Below are 24,882 nucleotides of genomic sequence, written 5' to 3' on the forward strand. Positions count from 1 at the left end.
ATCAAGTTTTAACTATGAAAAAACTATGCTTTATTCTCATTTTTTTTAATTCCTTTTTGGCTCTAGCTCAAAGCGAGGGGGTTCTTGAAGGTAAAATTTTAGATAGCTCCAATGAGCCTCTATCAGGTGCATCGATTTATATCGAATCGTTAAGGAAAGGAACCATGAGTGATTTTGATGGTAACTTTAAACTTAGTGAAATCCCAGAGGGAACCTATGAGGTTTCTATTTCTTTTGTGGGATATACCACAATCAAAGAACAAGTAACAATTGCGTCTGGTCAAACGGTAACATTAAACAAAACGCTAGAGGAATCTTCAAGTGTTCTAGATGAGGTTATCCTTACCGTTAACAAGCAACCTCAAAAGCTGACTGATGTTCCAGCTACGGTTAATGTGATTGATTCAAAAACCATTAAAGAATATTCAAGTTTTAATGTTGGTGAGTTAGCGGCGAGAGAGAAAGGTGTGGATTTTATTCGAAGCGGTGTCCTAGGTACAGGAATTAATATTCGCGGATTTAATTCAGCTTTTAATTCTAAAAATTTACAAGTTACAGATGATCGTTTGTCTACATTGATTGCTACAGGTTTGCCGTTAGGAACATTTGCTACAGTTACAAAGGATGATATTGAACGCGTTGAGATTTTATTAGGTCCAAACGGAACTCTTTACGGGCCAAACGCTCATAATGGTTTGATAAGCACAATTACAAAGAATCCAAGAACTTCTGAAGGAACAACACTCGCTTTTGGAGGAGGAAATCAAAAAGTATTGTCCGCTAGGGTAAGACATGCGCAAGCGGTGAGTGATAAGTTCGCCTATAAAGTTCATTTTGAAAGGTCTCAAGGAGAAGATTTCAATTATGTTGATACAGTATATGTAGGTACTGAAGGTTATAAAGAATTAGGAATTGATTATGATTTCAACACAACAAAATATGGTACAGGATTATATTTTAAACCAGCTCCAGGATCTGAAATTATAGGATATTATGGGCATAGTAATAACAATAATATCGCTATTACTAATGCAGGTAGAAATTTAATAAAGGACTGGACAATTGATGTGGCTCAGTTAAAATACGTGTCAAAACATGTTTTTGCAAATACGTACTACACTTGGAGTAATACAGACGATACGTATGCTATGAACCAAAGAACACAAAACTATGTGTCTTTCATAAATAACGGGTTTTCAGAAGAGGAGGCTTTGGAGCGCTCTTATACTGAACAATGGTTTCCAACGGGGCCAGGAACTGGTGTGGCATTGCAAAGAGGGGCTGTTTTTAAGGATGCTTCTCGTAGATTTAATGCTGAAGCCCAGTATAACAACAATTGGAATCAATTCTATTTAACAGCGGGTGGTCAATACCAGCTGGATATGGCTGACTCTAAAGGAACTTATTTATTGGATCAGGACGGAAGTATTGATATTGCCCAATTAGGTTTCTATGGTCAAGTTGAATACCGACTTGAGGATTCTGGATGGAATTTCTTATTTGCAGCTAGAGTTGATAACCACGATTTATATGGCTCCAATTTTATTCCAAAGGCAGCTATTACTAAGAAAATTAACGCTGGAACCTTCAGATTAACATATGGTAGAGGTATAGCGGTACCATCTATCTTAAACTTGAAAGGTAATCTGTTTGGTGGCTTGGTTTTAGGTAATGGAGAAGGCTTTACGTTGAGTGATGGTTCTACAATAGACAAATTACAGGTTGAAACTATCAATTCATATGAATTAGGGTTCAAAGGGAAGTTATCTAAAAAGATGTTTATTGATGTTAGTGCTTACTACAACCAATCTGATAATTTCATTAGTCCACTAAGAAATATTGCAGATGCAGCAAATGGAAAATTTGTAACCCATATTGGTGACCAACCTATAGGTGATGTGGTTGAAGGGTCAGACGGGTCCTTTGTACTTACGTATTTGAATTTTGGTCATGTAGATACCTATGGACTGGACTTGGGATTGAATTATTACTTATCTGATCAATGGAGAACCTCTTTAAATTATTCTTATTTCGGACGTCATTTGGATAAAAATGACATGAATAATGATGGAAACTTAGATGGTGTTGTATTGGAAACAGAACTTCCTGTAAATACACCAGAGCATAAGGCTGGTTTAGGGTTACATTATTCTGGTAAAAAGTTTTACGGGACCATTTTTGGAAACTGGACTCAAAAATATGATTTCTTCTCTGGTATCAATATAGCTGCTGAAACTCAAGATTTAAATGGTGATGGGGTTAATGATGTTATTGAAAATGCACAAAATGGAAGAACATGGAATTATGGGCAATTGGGTGGATTTACAGTTGATGCAAATGTAGGTTATTATATCACAGATAATTTTACAGCAGGTGCAAGTGTTACCAACTTATTTAATGCTGAAGTAAGACAATTTGTGGCTTCTCCAGCGATGCAGACACTGGTTTCTTTTGAGTTGAAATATACTATAGACTTTTTCAAGAAAAATAAGAACCAGTAAACCAAATTGAAAATGCCCAAAGTAAATGTAAATAATATTGAGTTGGATTACCTTGATCAAGGTCAAGGTAGTCCCATCATATTACTTCACGGTCTGGGTTCCACCAAACAAGATTGGGATGCTCAGGTGCCATTTTTCTCTAAAGAGTTTAGAGTTTTGGCACCAGATTTAAGAGCTCATGGAAATACTACAATTCCAAAGGAAGATTACGGAGTCTCATTTATGGTAGAGGATGTCAAACAACTCATGGATGAGTTACAAATTGAACATGCTCATTTTGTAGGATTTTCAATGGGAGGTGCCGTTGCTTTTCAAATGGCGGTTTCGCATCCAGAGTATGTGGATAAAATGGTGATTGTTAATAGTGGACCAGATTTTAATGGGATGGGGCAAATTGGAGACGATTTGATTAGCCATCGAACCGAATTTTTGAGAACAAGAGGCTTGGACGAATTGGCTGCTGAAATCTCATACAACATGTTTCCTGAGGAAGATCAAAAGGAGATGCGAATGATTTTTGAAAAGCGTTGCAAAGAAAATCATCCCAAGGCCTATGAAAAATCTTTTTTGACATTGATGTCCTGGGGACTAGGTGAAGATTTGAAAAAAATAGATCACGCTACCTTGGTTATTGCCTCTGATATGGATTACACCTCTGTGGATTTTAAGAAGGAGTATGTTTCCAGAATGGCAAATGCACGTTTAGAGATTATTGAAAATTCTAGACATGCAGTGGTTATGGATCAGTCGCTAGCATTTAATCAAACTTTGTACAATTTTTTGAAAAATGAATAAAGTCGTTTTAATAACTGGTAGCACCAGTGGCATCGGATTGGGAATTGCTAAGCATTTTGCAATTCATGGCTATGATATTATGTTTCATGGTTTAGAAGAAAATGGACAGGAAATTGCTGATAAAATAGGTGAAGCTCATAATATAAATGTGGCATTTTCCAATGCAAATCTGATGGATCCAAGCAGTATTGAAGGATTGATATCGGATACAGTTAAGTTGTTGGGAGGAATTCATGTTTTGATAAACAATGCGGGAATTCAATTTGTATCGCCAATCGATGAATTTCCAAATGACAAATATGAGTCTATTATTTCAATTAACATGAATGCGTCCTTTTATGCGTCTAAAGCAGCATGGACATATTTTAAAAAGCAGAAATTTGGTAGAATTATCAATGTCTCTTCAGTTCATGGTTTAAGAGCTTCAGAGTTTAAGGTTGCTTATATTGCTGCCAAACATGGGGTAATAGGAATGACCAAGGTTTTGGCTCTCGAAGGAGCTCCTTATAACATAAACTGTAATGCTATTTGTCCCGGGTATGTGAAAACCCCTTTAGTGGAAAATCAGATTAAAGATCAAGCCAAAGCTCATAATCTTTCGGAAGAACAAGTGGTCTCAAAGGTCATGTTAAAGAAACAAGCCGTTAAAGAGTTTGTGCCTATTCAGGCCATTGCAGATACGGCATTGCTTTTGGCTAAGGAGTCCTCATCCACAATTACGGGTGCATCATTCGCCCTTGATGGTGGTTGGAGCGCTCAGTAAGAAATAAAGAATTAATTTTTGAATTAGTTTAATTGTAAGCGTTTTAAGTTGCCTAACTGTTTTGAGTTAGGCAACTTTTTTATGATTTGTTTCGTTTCAAATTCTTAATAGAAGGGCCTTTAATGGACTATGGCTTTTTTAAACCTAGCATTCGTTCAATCAAAGACTATTAATCCACTCCTCAATAAGAGCGACACCCTCACTATGAATTAATTCCCTACCTATTTCTGGCATTCTTATGTCAAGCTCGCTGGAATTCATTCGGTATAAGAGGATCGATTCCGAAGCATTTCCGGGTTCAATGACATATGTAAAGCCTCCAGACCCGCTCCCAGCTGCTACCGGTGTTTTATAAATACCAAGGCTTAAAGGGTTTTCATTAAAATAGCCCAAGTAAAGCCCAGAGTTATTGGCAGCACCCCCCGCTGAATGACACGACGAACAATTCACCGCAAGATATGCTCTGGCTCGTTCATTTAAATCTGCTGTAGTATCTTCAAACTTAGGCCATGACGGGATGTTTGTATTGGTTGGAGGCTCCAAGATCCCTTGATTGGCCCAATGGGTTATTTGATTTTCGGTATTTGAACCATAGTTGAAGTCTTTGTTTAAGTTATGTATTCTAGGGCCTATGGCTTCTATTTTCCCGTTGTTTCCATGACAGATAATACACTGGTTTTCGTTGGGAATTGAGTAATTGAAGGTTTGCTGTGTGTCATCAATAGTAATAGTTATATTTTTAGTACCGCCTACAACGGAATGATAAGCTTCGGTTTGTGAATCGTTCCATGTATAGGTAGCGGGTTCCCAGGTAGCGGCTGTTTTTATTAATAATCGTGTTTCAATAATATAATCTTCACCATCTAGTTGATAATAAAAATTCTTTATCAAAACAGAACCGGAGGGGAAGTTTAAAACTTCCGTATCATTATAAGCGATTGTTTTTCCTTCTGGGACATATACAAATCGCTTTTTTAGGGCATAGTCGCTAAATAGAGGTGTGTTGAGGTCAAATGGAATGATCCCAGCTTCAGTATTAGGTTTTAAATTTTTAAGGTCTCCGATAAAAAAATTATATTCTGAAAGGGTGTTGAACGGAGTCCCTGAAGGTATATTCACACCTGTTGTTGGGATTTCCACATAGTCATCTGAAGTGCTGCAGGCAAAAAGTAACATGGCCATAATACCCTTGAATAGATATTTTAAATATAAACGCATAATTAATATTTAAATGGTTAAAAAGTACAGCCAATGGTAGGCCGTACTTTTGAATGATTGATGTTAAAATTCGTCAAATTCCACTTGTGGCAATGGATCGGGGCTACAATCGTGGGGTGATGTATCCATAGTGAAAGATTCAAATGTTGGGTCTGCTGCGGCATTTAGGTTTATGAAGCTAGGGTCTGTGGCTTCTTGAAGGCAAACATCTGTAGGTTGCATCAAGATGCCATCCAGCAGAATATTAGGATAACCGGTTAGTTGAAACAATTGCATTAATGCTTGGGCTAAAGCGGGTTGATTGGGATTGACAGTTCCTGACATGGTATACGAATTCTCATGGATATTCAGACCTTGTGGAAATGGATTAAATGTTGGGTCCTGTGGATTTGGATTTACCATTAAATAGCTAGCAACAAGTATATTGGTGAAATTGTTGTCGACTAGAGAATTGTAGAAAATCTCCACATTTTTGGTGCTTAATACCATGATGCCTGTTCCGGCCGGCACATTACCGATAATATTGCCTTCGGGAGCAAAATTACTGCGGTTATTATCGTGAATATTATTGTCGAAGACCCTTGTGCCACTACCGCTTTGAGTGAGACCAGGTAGATCAAATACTAAAATACCTCCAGTATTGTCAAATACATCATTATAAAATACATCAGCATTGGTTGTGTTCTCAATTTCGATTCCTCCAACATTTCCTTCGGCTACTGTGTTTTTAACAATTACATTGTTAGATTGACCCACATAAATACCCGAATCTGATGCACCATAGGCATAGCAATTATCAATATATACATCATCACATAATACGGGATATAAGCCGTAAGCGCCATTATTAGAACTGGGTTCGCCAGACCATACGGTGGCTACATTTACAAAGCTTACTTTGGTACATTCCCTTGTTTTGAGTGCGTCACCTACCGCGTCTTTTATAGTAAGATTTTCAAATCGGATACTAGTGGAGTTTTCTACTAGTATACCTTCTCCTCCAGAGGTTTGTGCGCTAAAATCCAAGTAAGTTTGGTCTCTTCCAGATCCCTTGATGATTATTTCATTTTTACCGGTCATAGATAGACTGCCGGTGAAATTAAAGGTTCCAGCTTCAAAAAGGATCGTTTGACCTGATTCAACTTCAATAAATGCATCTAAGGCTTCATTTTGAGCATTAGCTCCAGGAGATATGGTTATGACGTTTGAAGGTGAAGTGGGGAAATTATCATTGTTGTCGTCGTCATTACTGCAAGAAGTAATTATTAAAGTAAAGCACATGACTTTACTCACTGTCGAAAATAATTTTTTAATAGTTTGATACATAGCTTTGGTTTTTAAGAATTGTTAGTACATTTTATTGATAACCAAGGTTGTAAAAAACTATTAATAGGTGTTCCTGATTCCTCTATGCTATGTAAATTTGGATGTCCAACGATAATTTCGGACTTATAATTTCAGTTATTTTACTGAATTGAAAGTGTATAAATGCAGAGAGGACCTTGAATTTTCAAGGCCCTCTCTTGTTTATGAAGCTAATATGATTGTAATTATATTACATCATACCTGGCATACCGCCACCTCCCATTGGAGGCATTGCAGGCTCATCTTCTTTGATGTCTACCAGTGCGCATTCTGTTGTTAATATCATTCCAGAAACAGAGGCAGCATTTTCAAGAGCAATACGGGTCACCTTTTTAGGGTCAATAATTCCCGCTTCAAACATGTCTACATATTTCTCATTCTTGGCATCGTAGCCAAAATCCTTTTCTCCTTCTAGTACTTTGTTGATTACTACAGATCCTTCTCCTCCTGCATTTTCAACAATAGTTCTTAAAGGTGCTTCAATGGCTTTATTTACAATTTGAACACCTGTTGTTTCGTCTAGGTTTTCGGTTGTTAATGATTCAAGAACTTTTTTAGCTCTAACCAAGGCAACACCACCACCAGCAACAATACCTTCTTCTACAGCGGCTCTTGTAGCATGTAAAGCATCATCAACGCGGTCTTTTTTCTCTTTCATCTCAACTTCACTTGCAGCACCAACATAAAGAACAGCTACACCTCCAGCTAACTTAGCTAAACGTTCTTGTAGTTTTTCTTTATCATAGTCTGAAGTAGTGGTTTCAATTTGAGCTTTGATCTGGTTCACTCTTCCTTTGATGTCTTCAGGGTTTCCAGCACCGTTAACAATTGTTGTATTGTCTTTATCAATGGTAACGGTTTCTGCAGTTCCTAACATGCTTAAGTCAGCATTCTCAAGAGAAAATCCTCTTTCTTCAGAAATTACAGTTCCTCCAGTTAAAATAGCGATGTCCTCTAACATGGCTTTTCTTCTATCGCCAAATCCAGGAGCCTTCACTGCAGCGATTTTTAAACCACCTCGTAATTTGTTAACAACCAATGTAGCCAAAGCTTGACCTTCTACATCTTCAGAGATGATTAATAAAGGACGGCCTGATTGTGCAACTGGTTCAAGAATTGGAAGAATTTCTTGTAGGTTAGAGATTTTCTTATCGAATAAAAGGATGTATGGGTTGTCTAATTCGGCAACCATTTTATCTGCATCCGTAACAAAATAAGGAGAAAGATATCCTCTGTCAAACTGCATACCTTCTACCACATCTACATACGTATCAGTTCCTTTAGCTTCTTCAACAGTGATAACACCTTCTTTGCCTACTTTCCCAAAAGCTTTAGCGATTAATTCACCAATGGTATCATCATTATTAGCTGAAATGGCAGCTACTTGTTGTATTTTTTCTGAAGAATTTCCAACTTTTTTAGCTTGAGATTCTAAATCGGCAGTAATGGCTTCAACTGCTTTGTCAATTCCACGCTTTAAATCCATAGGATTAGCTCCTGCTGCCACATTTTTCAAACCTTCTTTGACGATTGCTTGAGCTAAGACAGTAGCTGTAGTAGTACCATCTCCGGCTAAGTCATTAGTTTTAGAAGCTACTTCCTTAACCATTTGAGCTCCCATGTTTTCAAGAGCGTTTTCTAATTCAATTTCTTTTGCAACAGAAACCCCATCTTTAGTTACTTGTGGAGCTCCAAAACTTTTGCTTATGATTACATTACGACCTTTAGGTCCTAAGGTTACTTTTACAGCGTCTGCCAATGCGTCAACACCACGTCTTAATCCGTCGCGTGCTTCAATGTCAAATTTAATATCTTTTGCCATGTTGTATTTTAATTTTTAGTAGATTAAACAATTGCGAAAATGTCGCTTTCACGCATAATCAAATAGTCCTTACCATCCAATTTAAGTTCTGTTCCAGAATATTTTCCATATAGAACAGTGTCTCCAACTTGAACAGTCATGGGCTCGTCTTTAGTGCCTTTACCAACAGCAACCACTTTGCCCTTTTGTGGTTTCTCTTTTGCATTATCAGGAATGATAATTCCCGCAGCTGTTTTAGTTTCAGCTTCAACAGGTTCTACAAGAACTCTGTCTGCTAAAGGTTTAATGTTTAATGCCATATGTTTAAAATTTAATTTTAATAATTATTGTTTTGGGAGAAGCTAAAAATATGCCAATGCCAAAGGACTGACAAAATTTCATTTACTATAATTTGAGGTATAAAAAAAGCCAACCTATTGGTTGGCTCTTTAAAATATTTTTAAAGATTACTTTGTAGAATCTTGTGCTGTAGTTGTTGCGTTTTCTGCTGGAGCAGGAATATCTGGGGTTGTAACTGGCTGAGTCGTTGTTGCTGGGTCTAATGCTTTTGATTCATTAGATTGAGCTCCTCTGTGAATGGTAACATTAGATAATAGAATCAATGCCAACATCACTCCGGCCAACGTCCAAGTACTTTTGTCCAAGAAGTCCGATGTTTTTTTAACTCCTCCCAATTGTTGGGTTCCACCACCACCAAAAGAAGAAGAAAGTCCACCTCCTTTAGGGTTTTGTACCATAATCACTACGACTAATAAAAAGGCTACTACAACAATTAGTACTAAAAATATTGTGAACGTACTCATCTTAAATTATTTATTTTGTTCTTGTAATTTTTCTACTGCTTTAATTTGGTCTGCAAAGAAACCACTTTTTTCTGGATATTTCAAACTTAAAATTTTATAAGATTGAATTGCCTTTTTATAGTTTTTTTGCTCTAAATAAATTCGGGCTAAAGTTTCTGTCATCAAGGCGTCAGGTTGCAGAATACTTTCCTCAGCCAAGTTTTTGTTTTTACCTGTGGATTTCTCTGGGGAAATCTTAGGATTGATAGAAATAAACTTGTCTATAAGAGCAAATTTCCTTTTTCTATCCGTTTCTGTTTCATCCGTTTTAGTAGAGACTTCCTTCGGTTGTTCCCTTTTTTCTGAAGAATCCTTTTTGTCTGACTCCTCATTTCTTTCAATAGGTTGGTAAGAGGTTAGTTTTAACCATTCATTGAAAGAGTGGGTTTCTTTTGCGTCAAACTCTAAAGGCTTTCCGATGTTTAGAATATCAATTGAAGTTGTTTCCTCTTCATTTTCTGAGATATTTTCCTCAGTGTCGTTTAAAGAAGTATCACTTTTTGATTCTGTAATTTCCTCAGTTTTGTCCAATTCAAAATAGGCAATAGGAGCCTTTTTGATTTTGGGCTGAAACAAATCGGGGTCCAGAACATCTTTGGTGTCTTCAATATGTTTTTTTAACTCTGGGTCGTCAGAAACTTTTTTATCTACCGAAATGTCGTCAGCATCAACATCCATTTCTTTGAGATAAATAGTATTTTGTTTGATGGACTTGGAAATTTCATTTTGCTGAAAATCTTCCGAAGTAATAAAATCAAACAAGATACTTCTGTCTGTTGTATAGGCGGCTGTTGTTTTTAACTCTTGATTGTATTTGTAGCTTTCGTCGTCTTTTAAAGCTTTTAGATAAAGTGCTCTAGCAGGTTGAAAGTAGGGGAAAGCATCAACAATGGCCCGAATTCCGTCCACATCTGCAGAAGAAATGTCCTGCGGATGTTGTAAAATATTATGGAATTCGGCTCGATTCATAAGGTTACCATTTAGCTAAGGTAGCATTAAATATGTCTTGAGTCAAACGTTCAAATAATTCTTCGTGTGCTGTGTCCTTGTCCGAACCAATTAATTGTTGGTTACCGGCATAGTCATAGAAAAAGGTAAAGCGTTGTTCAAATGTTTCGTCTGGTTCACATTTGTCATAATATCGGACGTTAACTGACATAGTCAGTCTGTTTTGGGCTGCCGTATTGTTGGCTGTAGCCGTAGTTGGCGAGATGCGATATTCAGTGATTTCCCCTTCGTAAATCATATCCCCGCCGCTTTTTACCAATTCCAAATTGGTCTGGTTAAGTAACAAATCGGTTAGGGCATTGGTGAAATCCCTGTCAAGTCCTGGCTCAATCAATAAGGCGTTGTTTTGAAAATAGTTGACTTGAAATGTTTTATTTTCGGGGCAGATTGAGGCTCCTGTAAAGGAGTAAAATCCGCAACCGGAAACCAAAACAAATAAGGCAATAATCGAAAACAGTTTTAGGAATTTTGTCATGATAGATTAGAGGTCGTATTGTTTAATTTTTCTGTAAAGGGTGCGCTCACTGATGCCCAAATCCTGTGCTGCCAATTTACGCTTTCCATGGTGTCTTTCAAGCGATTTTTTGATTAATTCCAATTCTTTGTCTTGGATGGATAGGGTTTCTTCCTCTTCCACATCTTCTGCAAAGTGGTATTTGTCCTCTAAAGTTTCTTCTGGTAAAGGTTCTGGAAGGCTTCGGTTTTCTGGAAGCGATAGCACTTCAAGATCTTCAAGATCCTCAACGGCATCTTCGGCTTCATCTTCACCGTAAATTTTTTGAATCAAACCTTCATGGCTTTTTTGAACTTCGGTAGCATTACCGCTTTTCATCAATTCCATGGTTAGTTTCTTTAAGTCATTAAGGTCGCTTTTCATATCGAAAAGCACCTTGTATAAAATCTCCCTTTCACTGCTAAAGTCACTTTCAGACTTGCTGTTGTTAACAACGGCAGGAAGATTGTTGCCTACATTGGGTAGATAACTTCGTAGTACTTCTGCTGTTATAGTTCTGTTTTGTTCAATAACAGATATTTGCTCAGCAACGTTTCGTAATTGTCTGATGTTTCCGTTCCATCTATATTTGAGGAGGATGCTTACGGCATCATCAGTCAATTTGATAGTCGGCATTTTATATTTAAGGGCAAAATCACTGGCAAACTTTCTAAAAAGCAAGTGAATGTCTTCCTTACGCTCTCTTAAAGGGGGTAAATGAATTTCTACAGTGCTAAGGCGGTAGTATAAATCTTCCCTGAATTTTTCCTTTTTGATGGCTTCAAACATATTCACGTTGGTAGCCGCTACAATTCTCACATTCGTTTTTTGAACTTTAGAACTACCTACCTTGATAAATTCACCGTTCTCTAAAACACGAAGTAAGCGTACTTGAGTAGGTAGCGGTAATTCTCCAACTTCATCCAAGAAAATGGTTCCGCCATCAGCAACTTCAAAATATCCGGAGCGTGTTTGTGTGGCTCCTGTAAAAGCACCTTTTTCATGACCAAACAGCTCACTGTCTATCGTTCCCTCTGGAATGGCACCACAGTTTACGGCAATGTATTTACCGTGTTTTCTGTGGGATAAAGAATGTATAATTTTAGGAATACTTTCTTTCCCAACCCCACTTTCTCCTGTTACTAAAACTGAAATGTCTGTTGGTGCTACTTGAATGGCTTTTTCTATGGCCCGATTTAATTTGTGATCGTTACCAATAATGCCAAATCGTTGTTTTATAGCTTGTATGCTTTCCATATGCTATTCGTAGTGTACTTCGTAATTGATTGTGTTGAAATCGGCTTGATATATACTAGTTGGTAAATTATTAGATTGTAGATTATGAACTCCATAGGCAAAAGTGTGACTTAGTGTTCCACTGTCAGTGGAATTTGAAAAGTTATTGTATGCAAGGAAATCAGTGCTCAAGCAACTGATAGTTGGGAAGAAAGTTCTACTGTATAAATTTACATTGCCAATATTGACAGGTGATAAAATAATGTTCATTCTTATATTTTGGTAGGCATTATAAAATGGATTGATAACGTTTTCTAAATCGTGATCATAACCATATTGTTTTGATTCAACATAAGTTCCATTTCCAAATGATAGTTCATAAAATTCACCTGTTTCAGAATTGTAGCCACGTCTTATTACTTCAGAAGATAGTAAATTTTGAAAATTAGAATCATATTGATAAGTTTCTAAATCATTTCTAGTACCATCGGATAAAAATTGTTCTCTTTCGATTAGTTGATTTTGATTGTTAAAAGTGAATTTTTGAGTAAATAATCCAGGAGGTTCATTGCCATCATATGTATATATAATATTTCCATCATATCCTATATTTATGGTGTAGGTGTCAGTTCCTTGAGTTCTTGTTATTTGAGAGATTTGGTTGTTCGTGTATGCGTAAGTAAATACAACATCAGGATTACTGTAACCTTTAATAAATGCTGAAATAAGTTTATTTTGGTTGTTGTATTCAAAATCGGTTATCAATGTACCATCAGCACTTTCAATTTTATCATATAAAATACCATCAGTGAAAGTGTGTTTTTCGCTGTAATTATTTTTTGTGCCTCTGTAAATTTCTTTTAAAATGCTTCCTGCGCCATCAAAATCTGTTGGGTCTAAAGGATCTGTACCATCCTCAATTTCTCTCGCATTAGTTCTGCTGTCATTATCGCAATCTAAATCCTCCCATCCATTTGATGCAATGGTGTCTTGATTTCCAGTTAGAAAATCACACATGTCAAAAATGTCTGTACCGTCAATTAATTCTTGTCCGTTCGAAAAAGGATCACCATCACAATTGTTAAGCAACCATTCATCACTAGGTTCTAAATTTACATCTTCGATGTTTAAACTACATCCATTAAGGGTGTCGGTTCTGTTGTTTTGCACAATGTTATCACCATCAGGATCTAACTCTTTCCAGTTACTTACTCCATCTCCATCACAGTCTAAGGCTTTCCAAGCATTTGAAATAGAAGGAAAAAACTGACTACTAGTTTTATAATCACAAGGATTATTTGGGTCTGTATTATCGATTATCTCTTGTTGGTTGGTTACTCCATCTCCATCTAAGTCATTTGGGTTAACTTGTTGAGTTTCTTCTTCAGATGCGTTGTCATCACTAGCGCAAGCTAGTGCTAAAAATGTAATGCAACATATGTAAACTAGTTTTTTCATGAATTTGGTATTTAATTATTTTCAGAGTACCCAACAGCTTCTCCAATAAGGGTAGCCGTGGTACAATCGGTGATTTTTACATTCACAAAATCTCCTACTTTATAGTGTTCCTTAGGAAATACAACCACTGTGTTCTGACTGTTTCTTCCTGACCAATGGGCATCTGATTTTTTTGATGATTTTTCAATCAAAACTTCCTCTACCTTGCCCAAGTGTTGCTCTGTTCTGTATAAACTATGTTGTTGTTGTAGATTTATAATTTCTTGCAAGCGACGCTTTTTGGTGTCTTCAGGGACATCATCTTCCATTTTTCTTTCAGCCATAGTTCCCGGTCTTTCGGAGTATGCAAACATGAATCCGAAGTCATATTTTACATATTCCATCAAACTTAAGGTGTCTTGATGGTCTTGTTCAGTTTCAGTAGGGAACCCAGCAATCATGTCTTGAGAAATGGCACAATCTGGAATGAGGCGTTTGATGTTGTCAATCATTTCAAAATACTCCTCACGGGTATGCTGACGATTCATTTCTTGTAAGATTCTGTTGCTTCCACTTTGAACAGGTAAATGGATATAATTGCAAATATTGTTATGCTTAGCCATGGTTTCAATCACGTCTAAAGTCATATCCTGCGGGTTAGAAGTTGAAAATCTAAAGCGCATTTTTGGTTGTGCTTTGGCGCACATCTCCAATAATTGAGAAAAATTAACGGCAGTCGCTTTTTGAAGATCTGATGCCTTTGAAAAATCTTTTTTCAATCCGCCTCCATACCATAGGTAACTATCTACATTCTGACCAAGTAAAGTAACTTCTTTAAAGCCTTTGCTCCAAAGATCATTAATTTCTTCGATAATACTTTGTGGGTCACGGCTTCGCTCTCTACCACGGGTAAAAGGAACCACACAAAAAGTGCACATGTTGTCACATCCACGGGTGATGGAAACAAAGGCGGTAACTCCATTACTGTTTAATCTTACGGGAGCAATGTCGCCATAAGTCTCCTCTTTAGAAAGAATCACATTAACGGCATTTCTTCCTTCATCCACTTCGGCAACCAGGTTAGGGAGATCCTTGTACGCGTCTGGACCAACCACCAAGTCAACGATTTTTTCTTCCTCTAAAAACTTACTTTTAAGGCGTTCTGCCATACATCCCAAAACACCAACTTTCATGTTTGGGTTGATTTTTTTTACGGCATTATATTTCTCCAAACGTTTTCTAACGGTTTGTTCGGCTTTATCTCGAATTGAACAGGTGTTGACCAAAACCAAATCGGCATCTTCTAAGTTTTGGGTTGTATTAAATCCATTTTCAGAGAGGATGGACGCAACAATTTCACTATCACTAAAATTCATTTGGCAGCCATAACTCTCTATAAAAAGTTTTCTTTGGTTGCCTTCTTTCTGATCAAGGATCAGTTTTTCTCCTTGTTTGTTTTCGTCTATGATTTTCTCCATACTAAATGTGTAGAATCTATTTCTATCAATAAGAGTGCAAAGATAGGATTAATTTAATTATAGTGACATAATGGCAGAAGTTAAAATTCATTTAATTAGGAGGCAACCTTTTTGTTATTTTTACATCTAATAGATAAAAACCAACCATGAAAAAAGTCATTTCCTTTCTGTCAATATTTGTGCTCCTTTTTAATTGCGCTAATAACGATGATAGTGCACAATATGAGTATGTTAATGTGGCGCATCCCATTTTAATGTCTAAAAGTGAGTTGAGAACTTCGGTAGAGGTTATGGGACCGCAAGCTATTGTGGAATCTGGGAAAATTTACTATTACAACGGTTACATATTTATCAATGAAGATAATGCAGGAGTTCATGTGATAGATAACACCAATCCCTCTGATCCCAATATAATTGCTTTTATCAAAATACCTGGGAATAAGGATGTTTCTATTAAAGGTGGATTTTTGTTTGCTGATAGCTTGATTGATTTGGTGGTATTTGATATTTCTGACATGAACAATATTGAAGAAGTCAATAGATTAGAGGATGTTTTTAATGTTTACAATTATGATATACCCGAAGGAGCTTATATGGTTGATTTTGATTCTTACGATTACACCGAAAATGTCATTGTGGGATGGTATCTTGAGGAGGAACGAATTGAGTTGAATAGTGATACAGATTTTGGTGTCAATGGTCCTTTTATTGGTGCAGCTGAAAGTAGTAGTGACGTAGGTATTGGTGGTTCTTTGGCTAGATTTCAAATTGTTGATGACTTCTTGTATACTGTAGGGGAATATGAATTAAGTATTTTTAATATTTCAAGTCTATCATCACCAGTTTTGGATGGTAGTTTTTATGCGGGTTGGAATATTGAAACCCTTTTTTATTATGAAGATTACTTATATATGGGAGGAAGCAATGGCATGTTTATATATGATATTCACGATAGGACGAATCCCATTTTTATGTCGGAGTTTCTGCATTGGGAAGGCTGTGATCCTGTAGTGGTCGATGAAAATTATGCATATCTTACTTTAAGGGGTGGAAACCCATGTGGTCAAATGGAAAGCGTTTTAGAGGTCATCGATATTTCCAATAAACAGAATCCAACTTTAGTTGGGCAATATAGTCTCGAAAACCCATATGGCTTGGGATATCAGGGAAACAGTCTGTTTGTGTGTGATGGAACAGCGGGATTAAAAATATTTAACAAAGCCAATCCTTTGGAGCTACAGCAGCTTCAGAATTTTGAAGATGTTGATGGCCGTGACGTGATTCCTCTTGAAACCACTTTGTTATTGGTAGGGGATGCATTTTTAAACCAATATGAATATTCTGAAAACTCTATAAACCTCTTGAGTACTTTTAGCTTTTAATTCTGGTTATTAGTTGTTTAACGATGAAATATTTATTAGTTTGGAGGTTGTAACTAACCTAAAACTAAATCGTTATGTCTGATTGGGTGCGAGCTAAAATTGAAAATGCTCCAAAACTTGATTTTGGAGATGTCTTTAACGACTCCGTAGCTTTATTTAAGAAAAGTTGGTTGCATGGTTTGATCATGCAGCTGGTAATTATTGCCATAACTATTCCAGTGGTGATGATTTTTTACTTTCCTATTATTGCTTTGGCTTGGTCAGAGTCTATTGATGGTAGATACAATGAAGAGGCTGTAGAGGCTTATTTGTCTGAAATGCCGTTGGGTATGATTTTCTTTTATTTTTTGGCTATTTTGGCGATTGCCTTAGTATCCCTAGCTATAAAAACAGCGTTTTTTAGGATGTTGAAAAAACTGGATGAAAATGAGGAAGTGAAAACCGGGGATTTGTTCTATTTTTTCAAAAAGGAATATGTAGGTAAAATGATTTTAATGTTACTGGTTACCTTAGGTCTTTCCATATTGTTTGGAATGTTTTGTGGTTTGCCATTAATATATGCCATTGTGCCTATGTCTTTCTTCAATATCTTTTTCGCATTTAATCCCGAGTGGTCGGTAGGTGATATGATTACTAATAGTTTTGTGTTAGGAAATAAAAAATGGTTGATTTCCTTTGGGCTTATTGTGATCTCTTCCATATTGGCTTCCGTGATAGGATTTTTAATGTGTGGTGTTGGTGTTTTGGTGACTTCGGCGTTTACTTATCACCCTGTGTATGTCATTTATAAGAAAGTTATTGGATTTGATAATTAGATAATTTTAAATATGATAAATCTCAAATGTAAAGTCTGCAAAAGCAGACTTTTTTTATTGTTAAGTATGTAATAATTAAGGTGGAATCTATCGGCATAATGCAGAAAATTAGGATGATTTCTTTTTTTTCGCCTACATTTGTAGCCTTAAAAAGGTATTTATGGCAAAGAATTTAGTTATCGTTGAGTCACCCGCAAAAGCAAAAACTATTGAGAAATTCTTAGGAAAGGACTTCAAGGTTGAGTCTAGTTTTGGGCATATTGCAGACCTTCCTTCCAAGGAATTAGGGGTGGATGTTGACGGTGATTTTAAGCCAAAATATGAGGTTTCCAAGGATAAGAAAGCTGTCGTAAAAAAACTAAGAGATTTAGTGAAAAGCGCCGAAATCGTTTGGTTGGCAAGTGATGAGGATCGTGAGGGAGAGGCCATAGCTTGGCATTTGGCAGAAACCTTAAAATTGGATAAATCCAAAACCAAGCGTATTGTCTTTAATGAGATTACCAAGTCGGCTATCCAAAAAGCTATTGAGAACCCAAGAGGTATCGATTATGATTTGGTTGATGCCCAACAAGCAAGACGGGTGCTAGATAGAATTGTAGGGTATGAGCTGTCTCCGGTTTTATGGAAAAAAGTGAAAGGCGGATTGTCTGCAGGTCGCGTGCAATCTGTAGCTGTTCGTTTAATTGTTGAACGAGAGCGTGAAATTCAAGGATTTGAAGCAACGGCTTCATACAGAATAGACGCTGAATTTTCAACGGAAGATGGGCACACCTTTAAGGCCAAGTTGCCAAAGAACTTTGATTCTAAGGAAGAGGCATTAAAGTTTTTAGAGCAAAATGTGTCGGCACACTTTGAGGTTGCCGATTTAGAGAAAAAGCCTGCCAAGAAATCACCAGCGGCTCCATTTACAACTTCTACTTTGCAACAGGAGGCCTCAAGAAAATTATATTTTTCGGTAAGTAAAACCATGACCATGGCTCAACGTTTGTATGAGGCGGGATTGATTACTTACATGAGAACCGATAGCGTGAATTTATCGGATGAAGCTCGTAAAGGAGCTCAGAATGAAATAGAAAAAGCTTACGGATCCAATTATAGCAAGCCAAGAAATTTTACGGGTAAAACCAAAGGGGCTCAAGAAGCTCACGAAGCAATCAGACCAACCGATTTTTCAAGGCATAGTGTTAATGTGGAAAGGGATCAGGCGAGATTGTATGATTTGATTTGGAAACGTGCTATTGCGTCACAAATGAGTGAAGCTGAATTGGAGCGAACCAATGTGAAAATATCGGCAGATAAGCATCAGGAGCAATTTACTGCCAATGGGGAAATCATCAAATTTGATGGTTTCTTAAAGGTTTACCTGGAAGGGACAGATGAGGAGGATTTGGAGCAAGAAGGGATGTTGCCTAACTTGAAAGTTGGTGAATCACTCCTTAATAATTATATAACCGCGACACAAAGATTTACACGCCCACCATACCGTTATACGGAAGCTTCTCTGGTTAAGAAATTAGAAGAGTTAGGTATTGGTCGTCCGTCTACTTATGCTCCTACAATTTCAACCATTCAAAACAGAAATTATATTGAAAAGGGAACTGTAGATGGAACCGAGCGTGAATATGTGCAGCTTACTTTAGCCAAAGATCAAATTAAAGATCAAACCTTGACAGAGAAGGTTGGGTCTGATAAAGGAAAATTGGTTCCTACGGATATAGGAATGATTGTAACGGACTTTTTAGTGAATCATTTCGATACTATTTTGGATTACAATTTCACCGCCAAGGTTGAGGAAGATTTTGATGAAATTGCCGGAGGTAAGGTGGATTGGTCTAAGATGATGAGGGAATTCTATAAGGACTTTCATCCTACTGTAACAGATGTTGAAGAAAATGCTGAAAGGGAATCTGGAGAACGCATTTTGGGTACAGATCCGAAAACCGGAAGGCAAGTAAGTGTACGTTTGGGTAAATTTGGTCCTATGGTGCAAATAGGAACGGTAGATGAGGAAGAGAAACCGATGTTTGCCAGCTTAACGCCAGAACAACAATTGAACACCATCACTTTTGAAGAGGCCATGGATCTTTTCAAGCTACCTAAGAACTTGGGTGATTATGAAGGTGAAGAAGTGGAAGTCAATAATGGTAGATACGGACCTTATGTAAGACATGGAAAAACCTTTATCTCATTGCCTGCGGGTCAAGACCCTTTAAGTGTGGAAATGGAGGATGCCGTTGTTTTGATAAAGCAAAAACAAAAGGCAGACGCACCTATATATCATTATGAAGGTAAGGAAGTGACGAAGGGTAAAGGGCGTTTTGGGCCATTTATCAAGTGGAACAATATGTTTATTAACGTCAATAAAAAGTATGATTGGGATAATTTATCTGATAGTGATATTGTTGAGTTGATAGAGGATAAAATCCAAAAAGAAAAAGATAAGTTAATCCATAATTGGGAAGCTGAAGGAATTCGTGTTGAAAAAGCCAGATGGGGACGCCACAATATTATAAAAGGAAAAACTAAGGTGGAATTGGCTAAGACTGTAGACGTCTCAGAAATGACATTGGAAGAAGCTAAATCTCATCTAGAGAAGGTAGCACCAAAGAAAAAAGCAACCAAGAAAAAAACGACAACCAAAAAGTAATAGAAGTAAATGAATTTTAATTTTCTTTCCCCTGTTTCAGAAGCTGTTTTGGCTCATAATGAATTGCTGTCAACCCAAGCCTTAGGAAAAAAAATTAAGATTTACTCAAAACAACAGGGCTTTCCAGATCTTGAAGACGCAAGAATTGCCATTGTTGGTGTTCTTGAGAATAGAAATGATATCAATTATATAGGAGAGGAGTTTAACTTCAACGAAGTAAGAAAATCTTTGTATTCGCTTTTTCCAGGAAATTGGTCTTCAACCATTGTTGATTTGGGAGATATCAATAAAGGGGAATCGGTGGAAGATACTTATTTCGCCTTAAAGACTATTTTGGAAATTTTAATTCCCAAAAAAATCATACCTATTATATTAGGAGGGAGTCAAGATCTTACATATGCTAATTATAGAGCTTATGATTCTTTAGCTCCCATGGTCAATATCGTTAATGTTGATTCTAAATTTGATTTGGGGGATTCCCAAAAGCCCATTAAGAATGATAGCTTTGTTGGTAAGATTATATTAGACCAACCTTATAATTTGTTCAATTATGCTTCCGTGGGGTATCAGACCTATTTTAATTCTCAGGAAGAAATTGACCTCATGGATAAATTATATTTTGAATATTATCGCTTGGGACAGGTTTCAAAAGATATATCATTGGTAGAACCAGTTATGAGGGATGCTAATATTGTTACTATTGATTTAGGATGTATTAAAGCTGCAGAATTAAGTGAAAGACAAAAAGTGACTCCTAATGGTTTTGACGGAAAGGAGATTTGTGCTATTACCAGATATGCAGGTATCAGCAATAAGGTGTCGTCTTTTGGTATTTATGAATACAAGCCTTCATCAAACGATGATATCACCTCCATGCTAATGGCTCAAATGATTTGGTATTTTATTGAGGGTGTCAATTACAGGGTGAAGGATGATGATTTCTCTGATGAAGATAGCTATCAAAAATTCATAACCTTGACAGATGACCAAGAGCTCATCTTCTATAAAAGTAATAAAACCCAACGTTGGTGGATAGAAATTCCATTTTTATCAAATGTTAATAATAAATTAAAAAGACATACGTTATTACCTTGCATGCACGAGGATTATTTGGATGCCTGTAACAATAAGTTACCAGACCGTTGGTTTAAGGCTTTTCAAAAGAACAGTGTCTAATTGCTGATTTGTTAATTATCGGAAATTTTATCGTTGAAATGCACAATTTTCACGACAAAGAGTATTTTTTTTTAAAAAAAAGTTGTTTTTTCGAAAATATATAAATATGTTTACGCTCTTTTAAAAATTAAGACTAAAAATTAACCTCGAGTTTTCTATGGATATGAAGAAGTTTATTTTACTAACCGCAACAGTAGCCCTGCTTTTTAGCTGTAACTCTGGAGATAGAGGACAGTTAGTTGGAGTAAAGGGTAAGAAATGGCACCCAGAAAAACCTTATGGGATGGAACTGGTTCCGGGAGGAGCCTTTATCATGGGTAAAGCCGACGATGATTTGGCCGGAATTAATGACGCGCCATCTAAGACAGTATCTGTGAGATCCTTTTATATGGATGCTACAGAAATTACCAATAGCGAATATAGACAGTTCGTTAATTGGGTGAGAGATTCCATCATCAGAACTAAGTTGGCTATTTTGGCTGACGAGGTGGGTGAAGCACCAGGTAACGGTGGAATCGGGGAATTTGCATTTAAAGATGCAGATCCAGAAAACATGACCGTATATGAGAAGTACATGTACGACAATTACAGTGGCTTAGGTCCAACTGGTTATGAAGGAAGAAAATTAAATCATGATGCAGATTTGATTTTTGATACTGATGACTACCCAGATGAATACTATGCTGAAGTAATGGATACGATGTATCTTCCTTTAGAGGAGTCTTACAACGGTCAAAGAACTTGGGATGTTACCAAGTTTAAATTCCAGTATACTCATATGGATATAGAGAAAGCTGCCAAAAACAAAGGTGAAAAGCGTTCTGACTATATCATTAAAGAGGAAGTTGAGATTTATCCAGATACCACTGTTTGGATTAGAGACTTTGCATACTCTTACAATGAGCCAATGCACAATGATTATTTCTGGCATGATGCTTATGGGGATTACCCTGTAGTAGGTGTGTCTTGGAAACAAGCTAAAGCATTTTGTAGCTGGAGAACTCTTTATCACAATGCTTACAGAAAAGAAAGAGGAAGACACTTTGTGAATTCTTACCGTTTACCTTCTGAAGCTGAATGGGAGTATGCCGCTAGAGGTGGATTGCAAGCTGCAACTTATCCTTGGGGTGGATACTATACCAAAAATGATAGAGGATGCTTCATGGCAAACTTCAAGCCTTTAAGAGGTGATTATGCAGCTGACCAAGCTTTATATACGGTAGAGGCAAAATCTTATGAGCCAAATGATTACAATCTTTACAACATGGCTGGAAACGTGTCAGAATGGGTAAGCGCATCTTATGATCCTGCTTCTTATGAATATGTTTCTACTATTAACCCAAGTGTTAATGATGTAAACAACCAACGTAAAGTAGTTCGTGGTGGTTCTTGGAAAGATGTTGCTTATTTCTTACAAGTATCTTCAAGAGATTACGAATATGCTGATTCTGCTAGAAGTTATATCGGATTTAGAACCGTACAAGACTACATGGGTACAGATGTAACCTTAAATGCTAGCAACTAAAATTGTATACAATTAAAACTAAATTAATATTAAACTACCAAAAAAGTATTTTACTTAACTAAAAAACAAAAATTATGGCACAGAAAGGAAACTTATCAACAATGAATATGGTCTATGGACTAGGAGCTGCAGTTGTTATTATTGGAGCACTATTTAAAATCCAACACTGGCCCTTTGGATCCCTTATTCTTACTATTGGGATGATTGTTGAGGCTATCGTATTTACCGTATCAGCTTTTGAAAAGCAACAAGGAGAATTAGATTGGTCTTTAGTATATCCTGAATTAGCTGGTGGAGAGTCTACTAGAAAATTAGGAAAAAAAGAAGAGCCTAAAGATGCAGAAGGTATGTTGTCTAAAAAATTAGATAACTTATTAAAAGAAGCTAAAATCGACGCTGAATTAATGACAAGCTTAGGAAACAGCATCAAAAATTTTGAAGGAGCTGCTAAAGGAATTTCTCCAGCTGCTGATGGAATTGCTGCTACTAAAAAGTATAGCGAAGAGTTAACTATGGCTGCTGCACAAATGGAGTCTTTAAACAGCTTATACAAAGTACAGTTAGAAAGTGCTAACCGTCAAGCGGCTATCAACGAAGAAACTGTAGAAAACGCTGCCAAACTTAAAGAGCAAATGCAATCATTAGCTTCTAACCTATCATCATTAAATGGTGTTTATGGTGGTATGTTGAACGCAATGGGAACAAAAGCCTAATTAGTATTAGCTATTAGAAACCCTTAATTTTTAATAACAAGAAAACTAATTAGATATGGCAGGAGGAAAATTATCTGCAAGACAGAGAATGATTAACCTTATGTACTTGGTTTTTATTGCGATGATCGCAATGACCATGTCCAAAGAAGTGCTTTCAGCATTCGGGTTAATGAACGATAAATTTGTTAGAGCTAACGAATTGGCAGCAACTTCAAACGAAGGTATGCTTGCTGGATTGAAGCAAAAAGCTGAAGAGAAACCAGCAGAATTCGGTGTAGCGGCTAACAAAGCTGAACAAATCAGCAAAATTTCAGAAGATTTTTTCAAGTTTTTGGAAACCCAAAAAGCAATGATTCTTGAAAAAGGAAAATTTGAAAGAGAAGAAAATGGAGAATTACCAGCCGAAAAAATGGATAAAGGTGATTTCCTTGACGAATACTGGTTTACGGGTGACCGTTTGACTAAAGAAGGTGAAGCTTTTATGGCTCGTTTAAACAAGTATAAAAGTGATATTAAAGAAATCTTAGGTGATGATGTAAAATATCAAACTGCCGTAGAAAACTTTGATCAACGTTTTAGTACTGCTGAAGTTACTAACAATGATGGTAAAAAGTTAAACTGGTTAGATTATCATTATAAAGGTTTCCCTGCAATTGCTTCTTATACAAAATTGACTGCAATGCAGAATGATGTTAAAGCTACTGAAACTAACATGTACAACCTTTTCTTAGGAAATACTTTGGATCAAGCTGTATCATTGAAAAATTATACTGCTATTGTAGTGCCAGACAAGAATGCATTTTTCGCTGGTGAGAAGTTCACAGGTAAAGTGGTTTTAGGTAAATATGCTACTGTTACTCCTACTAAATTGAGTGTTGAAGGTGAAAACTTAGACATGAATAGAGAAGGAGCAGTTGATTCTACTGGTGCTGCTCGTATCGAGTTTACTGTAGGAAATGTTGGTGAGCATGATGTTAATGGTCAGTTTACTTTCTTAGAAGATGGGAAGGAATTACCAATTGACTTCGCTGGTAAATATGTAGTTGTTCCTAGACCAAATTCAGCTACTATTTCTGCTGACAAAATGAACGTAGTTTATAGAGGTGTTGTTAACCCAATGACTATTTCTTTCGCTGGAGTACCTGAGCACAAAGTAAATGCTAATGCTGCTGGACTTAAGAAAGTTGGAAATGGTAAATACGAAATGAGACCTGGTTCTGGTAGAGAAGTAACAATTAATGTTACAGGTACATTAGATGATGGTTCTGCAGTTTCTGATAAGAAAACCTTTAGAATTAAGGATATTCCAAAACCAACTGGTACTATCAGTGGACAAATGGATATCGTTAAGTTACCAAGAAGAAACGTAGAAATTGGAACAGTTGGAGCAATCTTGGAAGACTTTGATTTCGAATTACCAATTCAAGTTACATCCTTTAAGGTGAAAGTTCCTGGTCAACCATCTGTTGCTGTAAGTGGAACAAAATTAAATTCTCAAGCTAAAAACGCGTTGAGTAGAGCTAGAAGAGGGGATAATATTCAAATTTTTGATATTAAAGCCCAAATCAAAGGTAACTCTTCATACAAGTTAAAAGACGTTTCTCCAGTAATTGTAGAATTGGCAGACTAATTTGTAAGGAGGGATTGATGACAAGCCCTAAATTTT

20 protein-coding genes are annotated in these 24,882 nt (G+C 36.6%); 10 read left to right on the top strand and 10 right to left on the bottom strand.

Going from position 1 to position 24,882, the window contains the following annotated elements:
• The first annotated feature begins 14 nt into the window (after window positions 1-14).
• The 3 genes from GZ212_RS12910 to GZ212_RS12920 are packed head-to-tail and all read left to right on the top strand — an operon-like array spanning window position 15 to window position 4,059.
• Complete coding sequence (locus tag GZ212_RS12910) at window positions 15-2,501, top strand: TonB-dependent receptor (RefSeq protein WP_166961005.1); 2,487 nt, start codon at window positions 15-17, stop codon at window positions 2,499-2,501.
• 12 nt (window positions 2,502-2,513) lie between these two features.
• Window positions 2,514-3,296, top strand: a complete 783-nt coding sequence (locus GZ212_RS12915; protein ID WP_166961008.1) for an alpha/beta fold hydrolase — start codon at window positions 2,514-2,516, stop codon at window positions 3,294-3,296.
• Window positions 3,289-4,059 (top strand): 3-hydroxybutyrate dehydrogenase, encoded by a 771-nt coding sequence (locus GZ212_RS12920; protein ID WP_166961011.1) that lies wholly within the window; start codon window positions 3,289-3,291, stop codon window positions 4,057-4,059. Before GZ212_RS12915 ends, GZ212_RS12920 begins: the two co-directional genes overlap by 8 nt.
• A gap of 159 nt (window positions 4,060-4,218) precedes the next feature.
• Here the strand turns inward: GZ212_RS12920 and GZ212_RS12925 are convergent, their stop codons facing one another.
• The 10 genes from GZ212_RS12925 to miaB all read right to left on the bottom strand — a co-directional run bounded on the left by GZ212_RS12925 (window position 4,219) and on the right by miaB (window position 14,958).
• Window positions 4,219-5,277, bottom strand: coding sequence for an SO2930 family diheme c-type cytochrome (locus tag GZ212_RS12925; protein WP_166961014.1), 1,059 nt, complete (start codon window positions 5,275-5,277; stop codon window positions 4,219-4,221).
• Between the two features lie 63 nt (window positions 5,278-5,340).
• Entirely contained in the window at window positions 5,341-6,603 is a 1,263-nt protein-coding gene (locus GZ212_RS12930; protein ID WP_166961017.1) for a parallel beta-helix domain-containing protein, read from the bottom strand.
• Window positions 6,604-6,832: 229 nt separating this feature from the next.
• On the bottom strand, window positions 6,833-8,464 hold the full coding sequence (gene groL / locus GZ212_RS12935; RefSeq protein ID WP_053970266.1) for a chaperonin GroEL: 1,632 nt from the start codon (window positions 8,462-8,464) through the stop codon (window positions 6,833-6,835).
• Between the two features lie 23 nt (window positions 8,465-8,487).
• Window positions 8,488-8,763: a co-chaperone GroES gene (gene groES, locus GZ212_RS12940; RefSeq protein ID WP_053970265.1), complete on the bottom strand. Its 276-nt coding sequence runs from the start codon at window positions 8,761-8,763 to the stop codon at window positions 8,488-8,490.
• A gap of 147 nt (window positions 8,764-8,910) precedes the next feature.
• Window positions 8,911-9,267 (bottom strand): preprotein translocase subunit SecG, encoded by a 357-nt coding sequence (secG, locus tag GZ212_RS12945; RefSeq protein ID WP_166961020.1) that lies wholly within the window; start codon window positions 9,265-9,267, stop codon window positions 8,911-8,913.
• 6 nt (window positions 9,268-9,273) lie between these two features.
• Window positions 9,274-10,275, bottom strand: a complete 1,002-nt coding sequence (locus GZ212_RS12950; RefSeq protein WP_166961022.1) for a hypothetical protein — start codon at window positions 10,273-10,275, stop codon at window positions 9,274-9,276.
• Between the two features lie 4 nt (window positions 10,276-10,279).
• The gene (locus GZ212_RS12955) at window positions 10,280-10,789 is read right to left on the bottom strand and encodes an LptE family protein (RefSeq protein WP_166961024.1); all 510 of its coding nucleotides are present in this window, start codon (window positions 10,787-10,789) and stop codon (window positions 10,280-10,282) included.
• A 6-nt stretch (window positions 10,790-10,795) separates the two neighbouring features.
• A complete protein-coding gene (locus GZ212_RS12960) occupies window positions 10,796-12,064 on the bottom strand; it encodes a sigma-54-dependent Fis family transcriptional regulator (protein WP_053970393.1) in 1,269 nt (422 codons plus the stop codon).
• A 3-nt stretch (window positions 12,065-12,067) separates the two neighbouring features.
• On the bottom strand, window positions 12,068-13,501 hold the full coding sequence (locus GZ212_RS12965) for a hypothetical protein (RefSeq protein ID WP_166961026.1): 1,434 nt from the start codon (window positions 13,499-13,501) through the stop codon (window positions 12,068-12,070).
• Window positions 13,502-13,512: 11 nt separating this feature from the next.
• Window positions 13,513-14,958 (bottom strand): tRNA (N6-isopentenyl adenosine(37)-C2)-methylthiotransferase MiaB, encoded by a 1,446-nt coding sequence (miaB, locus tag GZ212_RS12970; RefSeq protein WP_166961028.1) that lies wholly within the window; start codon window positions 14,956-14,958, stop codon window positions 13,513-13,515.
• Between the two features lie 146 nt (window positions 14,959-15,104).
• Between miaB and GZ212_RS12975 the strand changes: the two genes are divergently transcribed.
• The 7 genes from GZ212_RS12975 to gldM all read left to right on the top strand — a co-directional run bounded on the left by GZ212_RS12975 (window position 15,105) and on the right by gldM (window position 24,846).
• Window positions 15,105-16,340, top strand: a complete 1,236-nt coding sequence (locus tag GZ212_RS12975; RefSeq protein ID WP_166961030.1) for an LVIVD repeat-containing protein — start codon at window positions 15,105-15,107, stop codon at window positions 16,338-16,340.
• A gap of 74 nt (window positions 16,341-16,414) precedes the next feature.
• The gene (locus GZ212_RS12980) at window positions 16,415-17,155 is read left to right on the top strand and encodes a hypothetical protein (RefSeq protein WP_166961032.1); all 741 of its coding nucleotides are present in this window, start codon (window positions 16,415-16,417) and stop codon (window positions 17,153-17,155) included.
• Between the two features lie 160 nt (window positions 17,156-17,315).
• Window positions 17,316-19,802: a type I DNA topoisomerase gene (gene topA / locus GZ212_RS12985; RefSeq protein WP_166961034.1), complete on the top strand. Its 2,487-nt coding sequence runs from the start codon at window positions 17,316-17,318 to the stop codon at window positions 19,800-19,802.
• A gap of 9 nt (window positions 19,803-19,811) precedes the next feature.
• Complete coding sequence (locus GZ212_RS12990) at window positions 19,812-20,978, top strand: formimidoylglutamase (protein WP_166961036.1); 1,167 nt, start codon at window positions 19,812-19,814, stop codon at window positions 20,976-20,978.
• A gap of 157 nt (window positions 20,979-21,135) precedes the next feature.
• On the top strand, window positions 21,136-22,503 hold the full coding sequence (gldK, locus tag GZ212_RS12995) for a gliding motility lipoprotein GldK (RefSeq protein WP_082316496.1): 1,368 nt from the start codon (window positions 21,136-21,138) through the stop codon (window positions 22,501-22,503).
• 74 nt (window positions 22,504-22,577) lie between these two features.
• Window positions 22,578-23,216, top strand: coding sequence for a gliding motility protein GldL (gldL, locus tag GZ212_RS13000; protein ID WP_053970256.1), 639 nt, complete (start codon window positions 22,578-22,580; stop codon window positions 23,214-23,216).
• A 55-nt stretch (window positions 23,217-23,271) separates the two neighbouring features.
• On the top strand, window positions 23,272-24,846 hold the full coding sequence (gldM, locus tag GZ212_RS13005) for a gliding motility protein GldM (RefSeq protein ID WP_053970255.1): 1,575 nt from the start codon (window positions 23,272-23,274) through the stop codon (window positions 24,844-24,846).
• Window positions 24,847-24,882: the final 36 nt, after the last annotated feature.

Source organism: Mangrovimonas sp. CR14, assembly GCF_011764015.1.
Lineage (GTDB): Bacteria > Bacteroidota > Bacteroidia > Flavobacteriales > Flavobacteriaceae > Mangrovimonas > Mangrovimonas futianensis.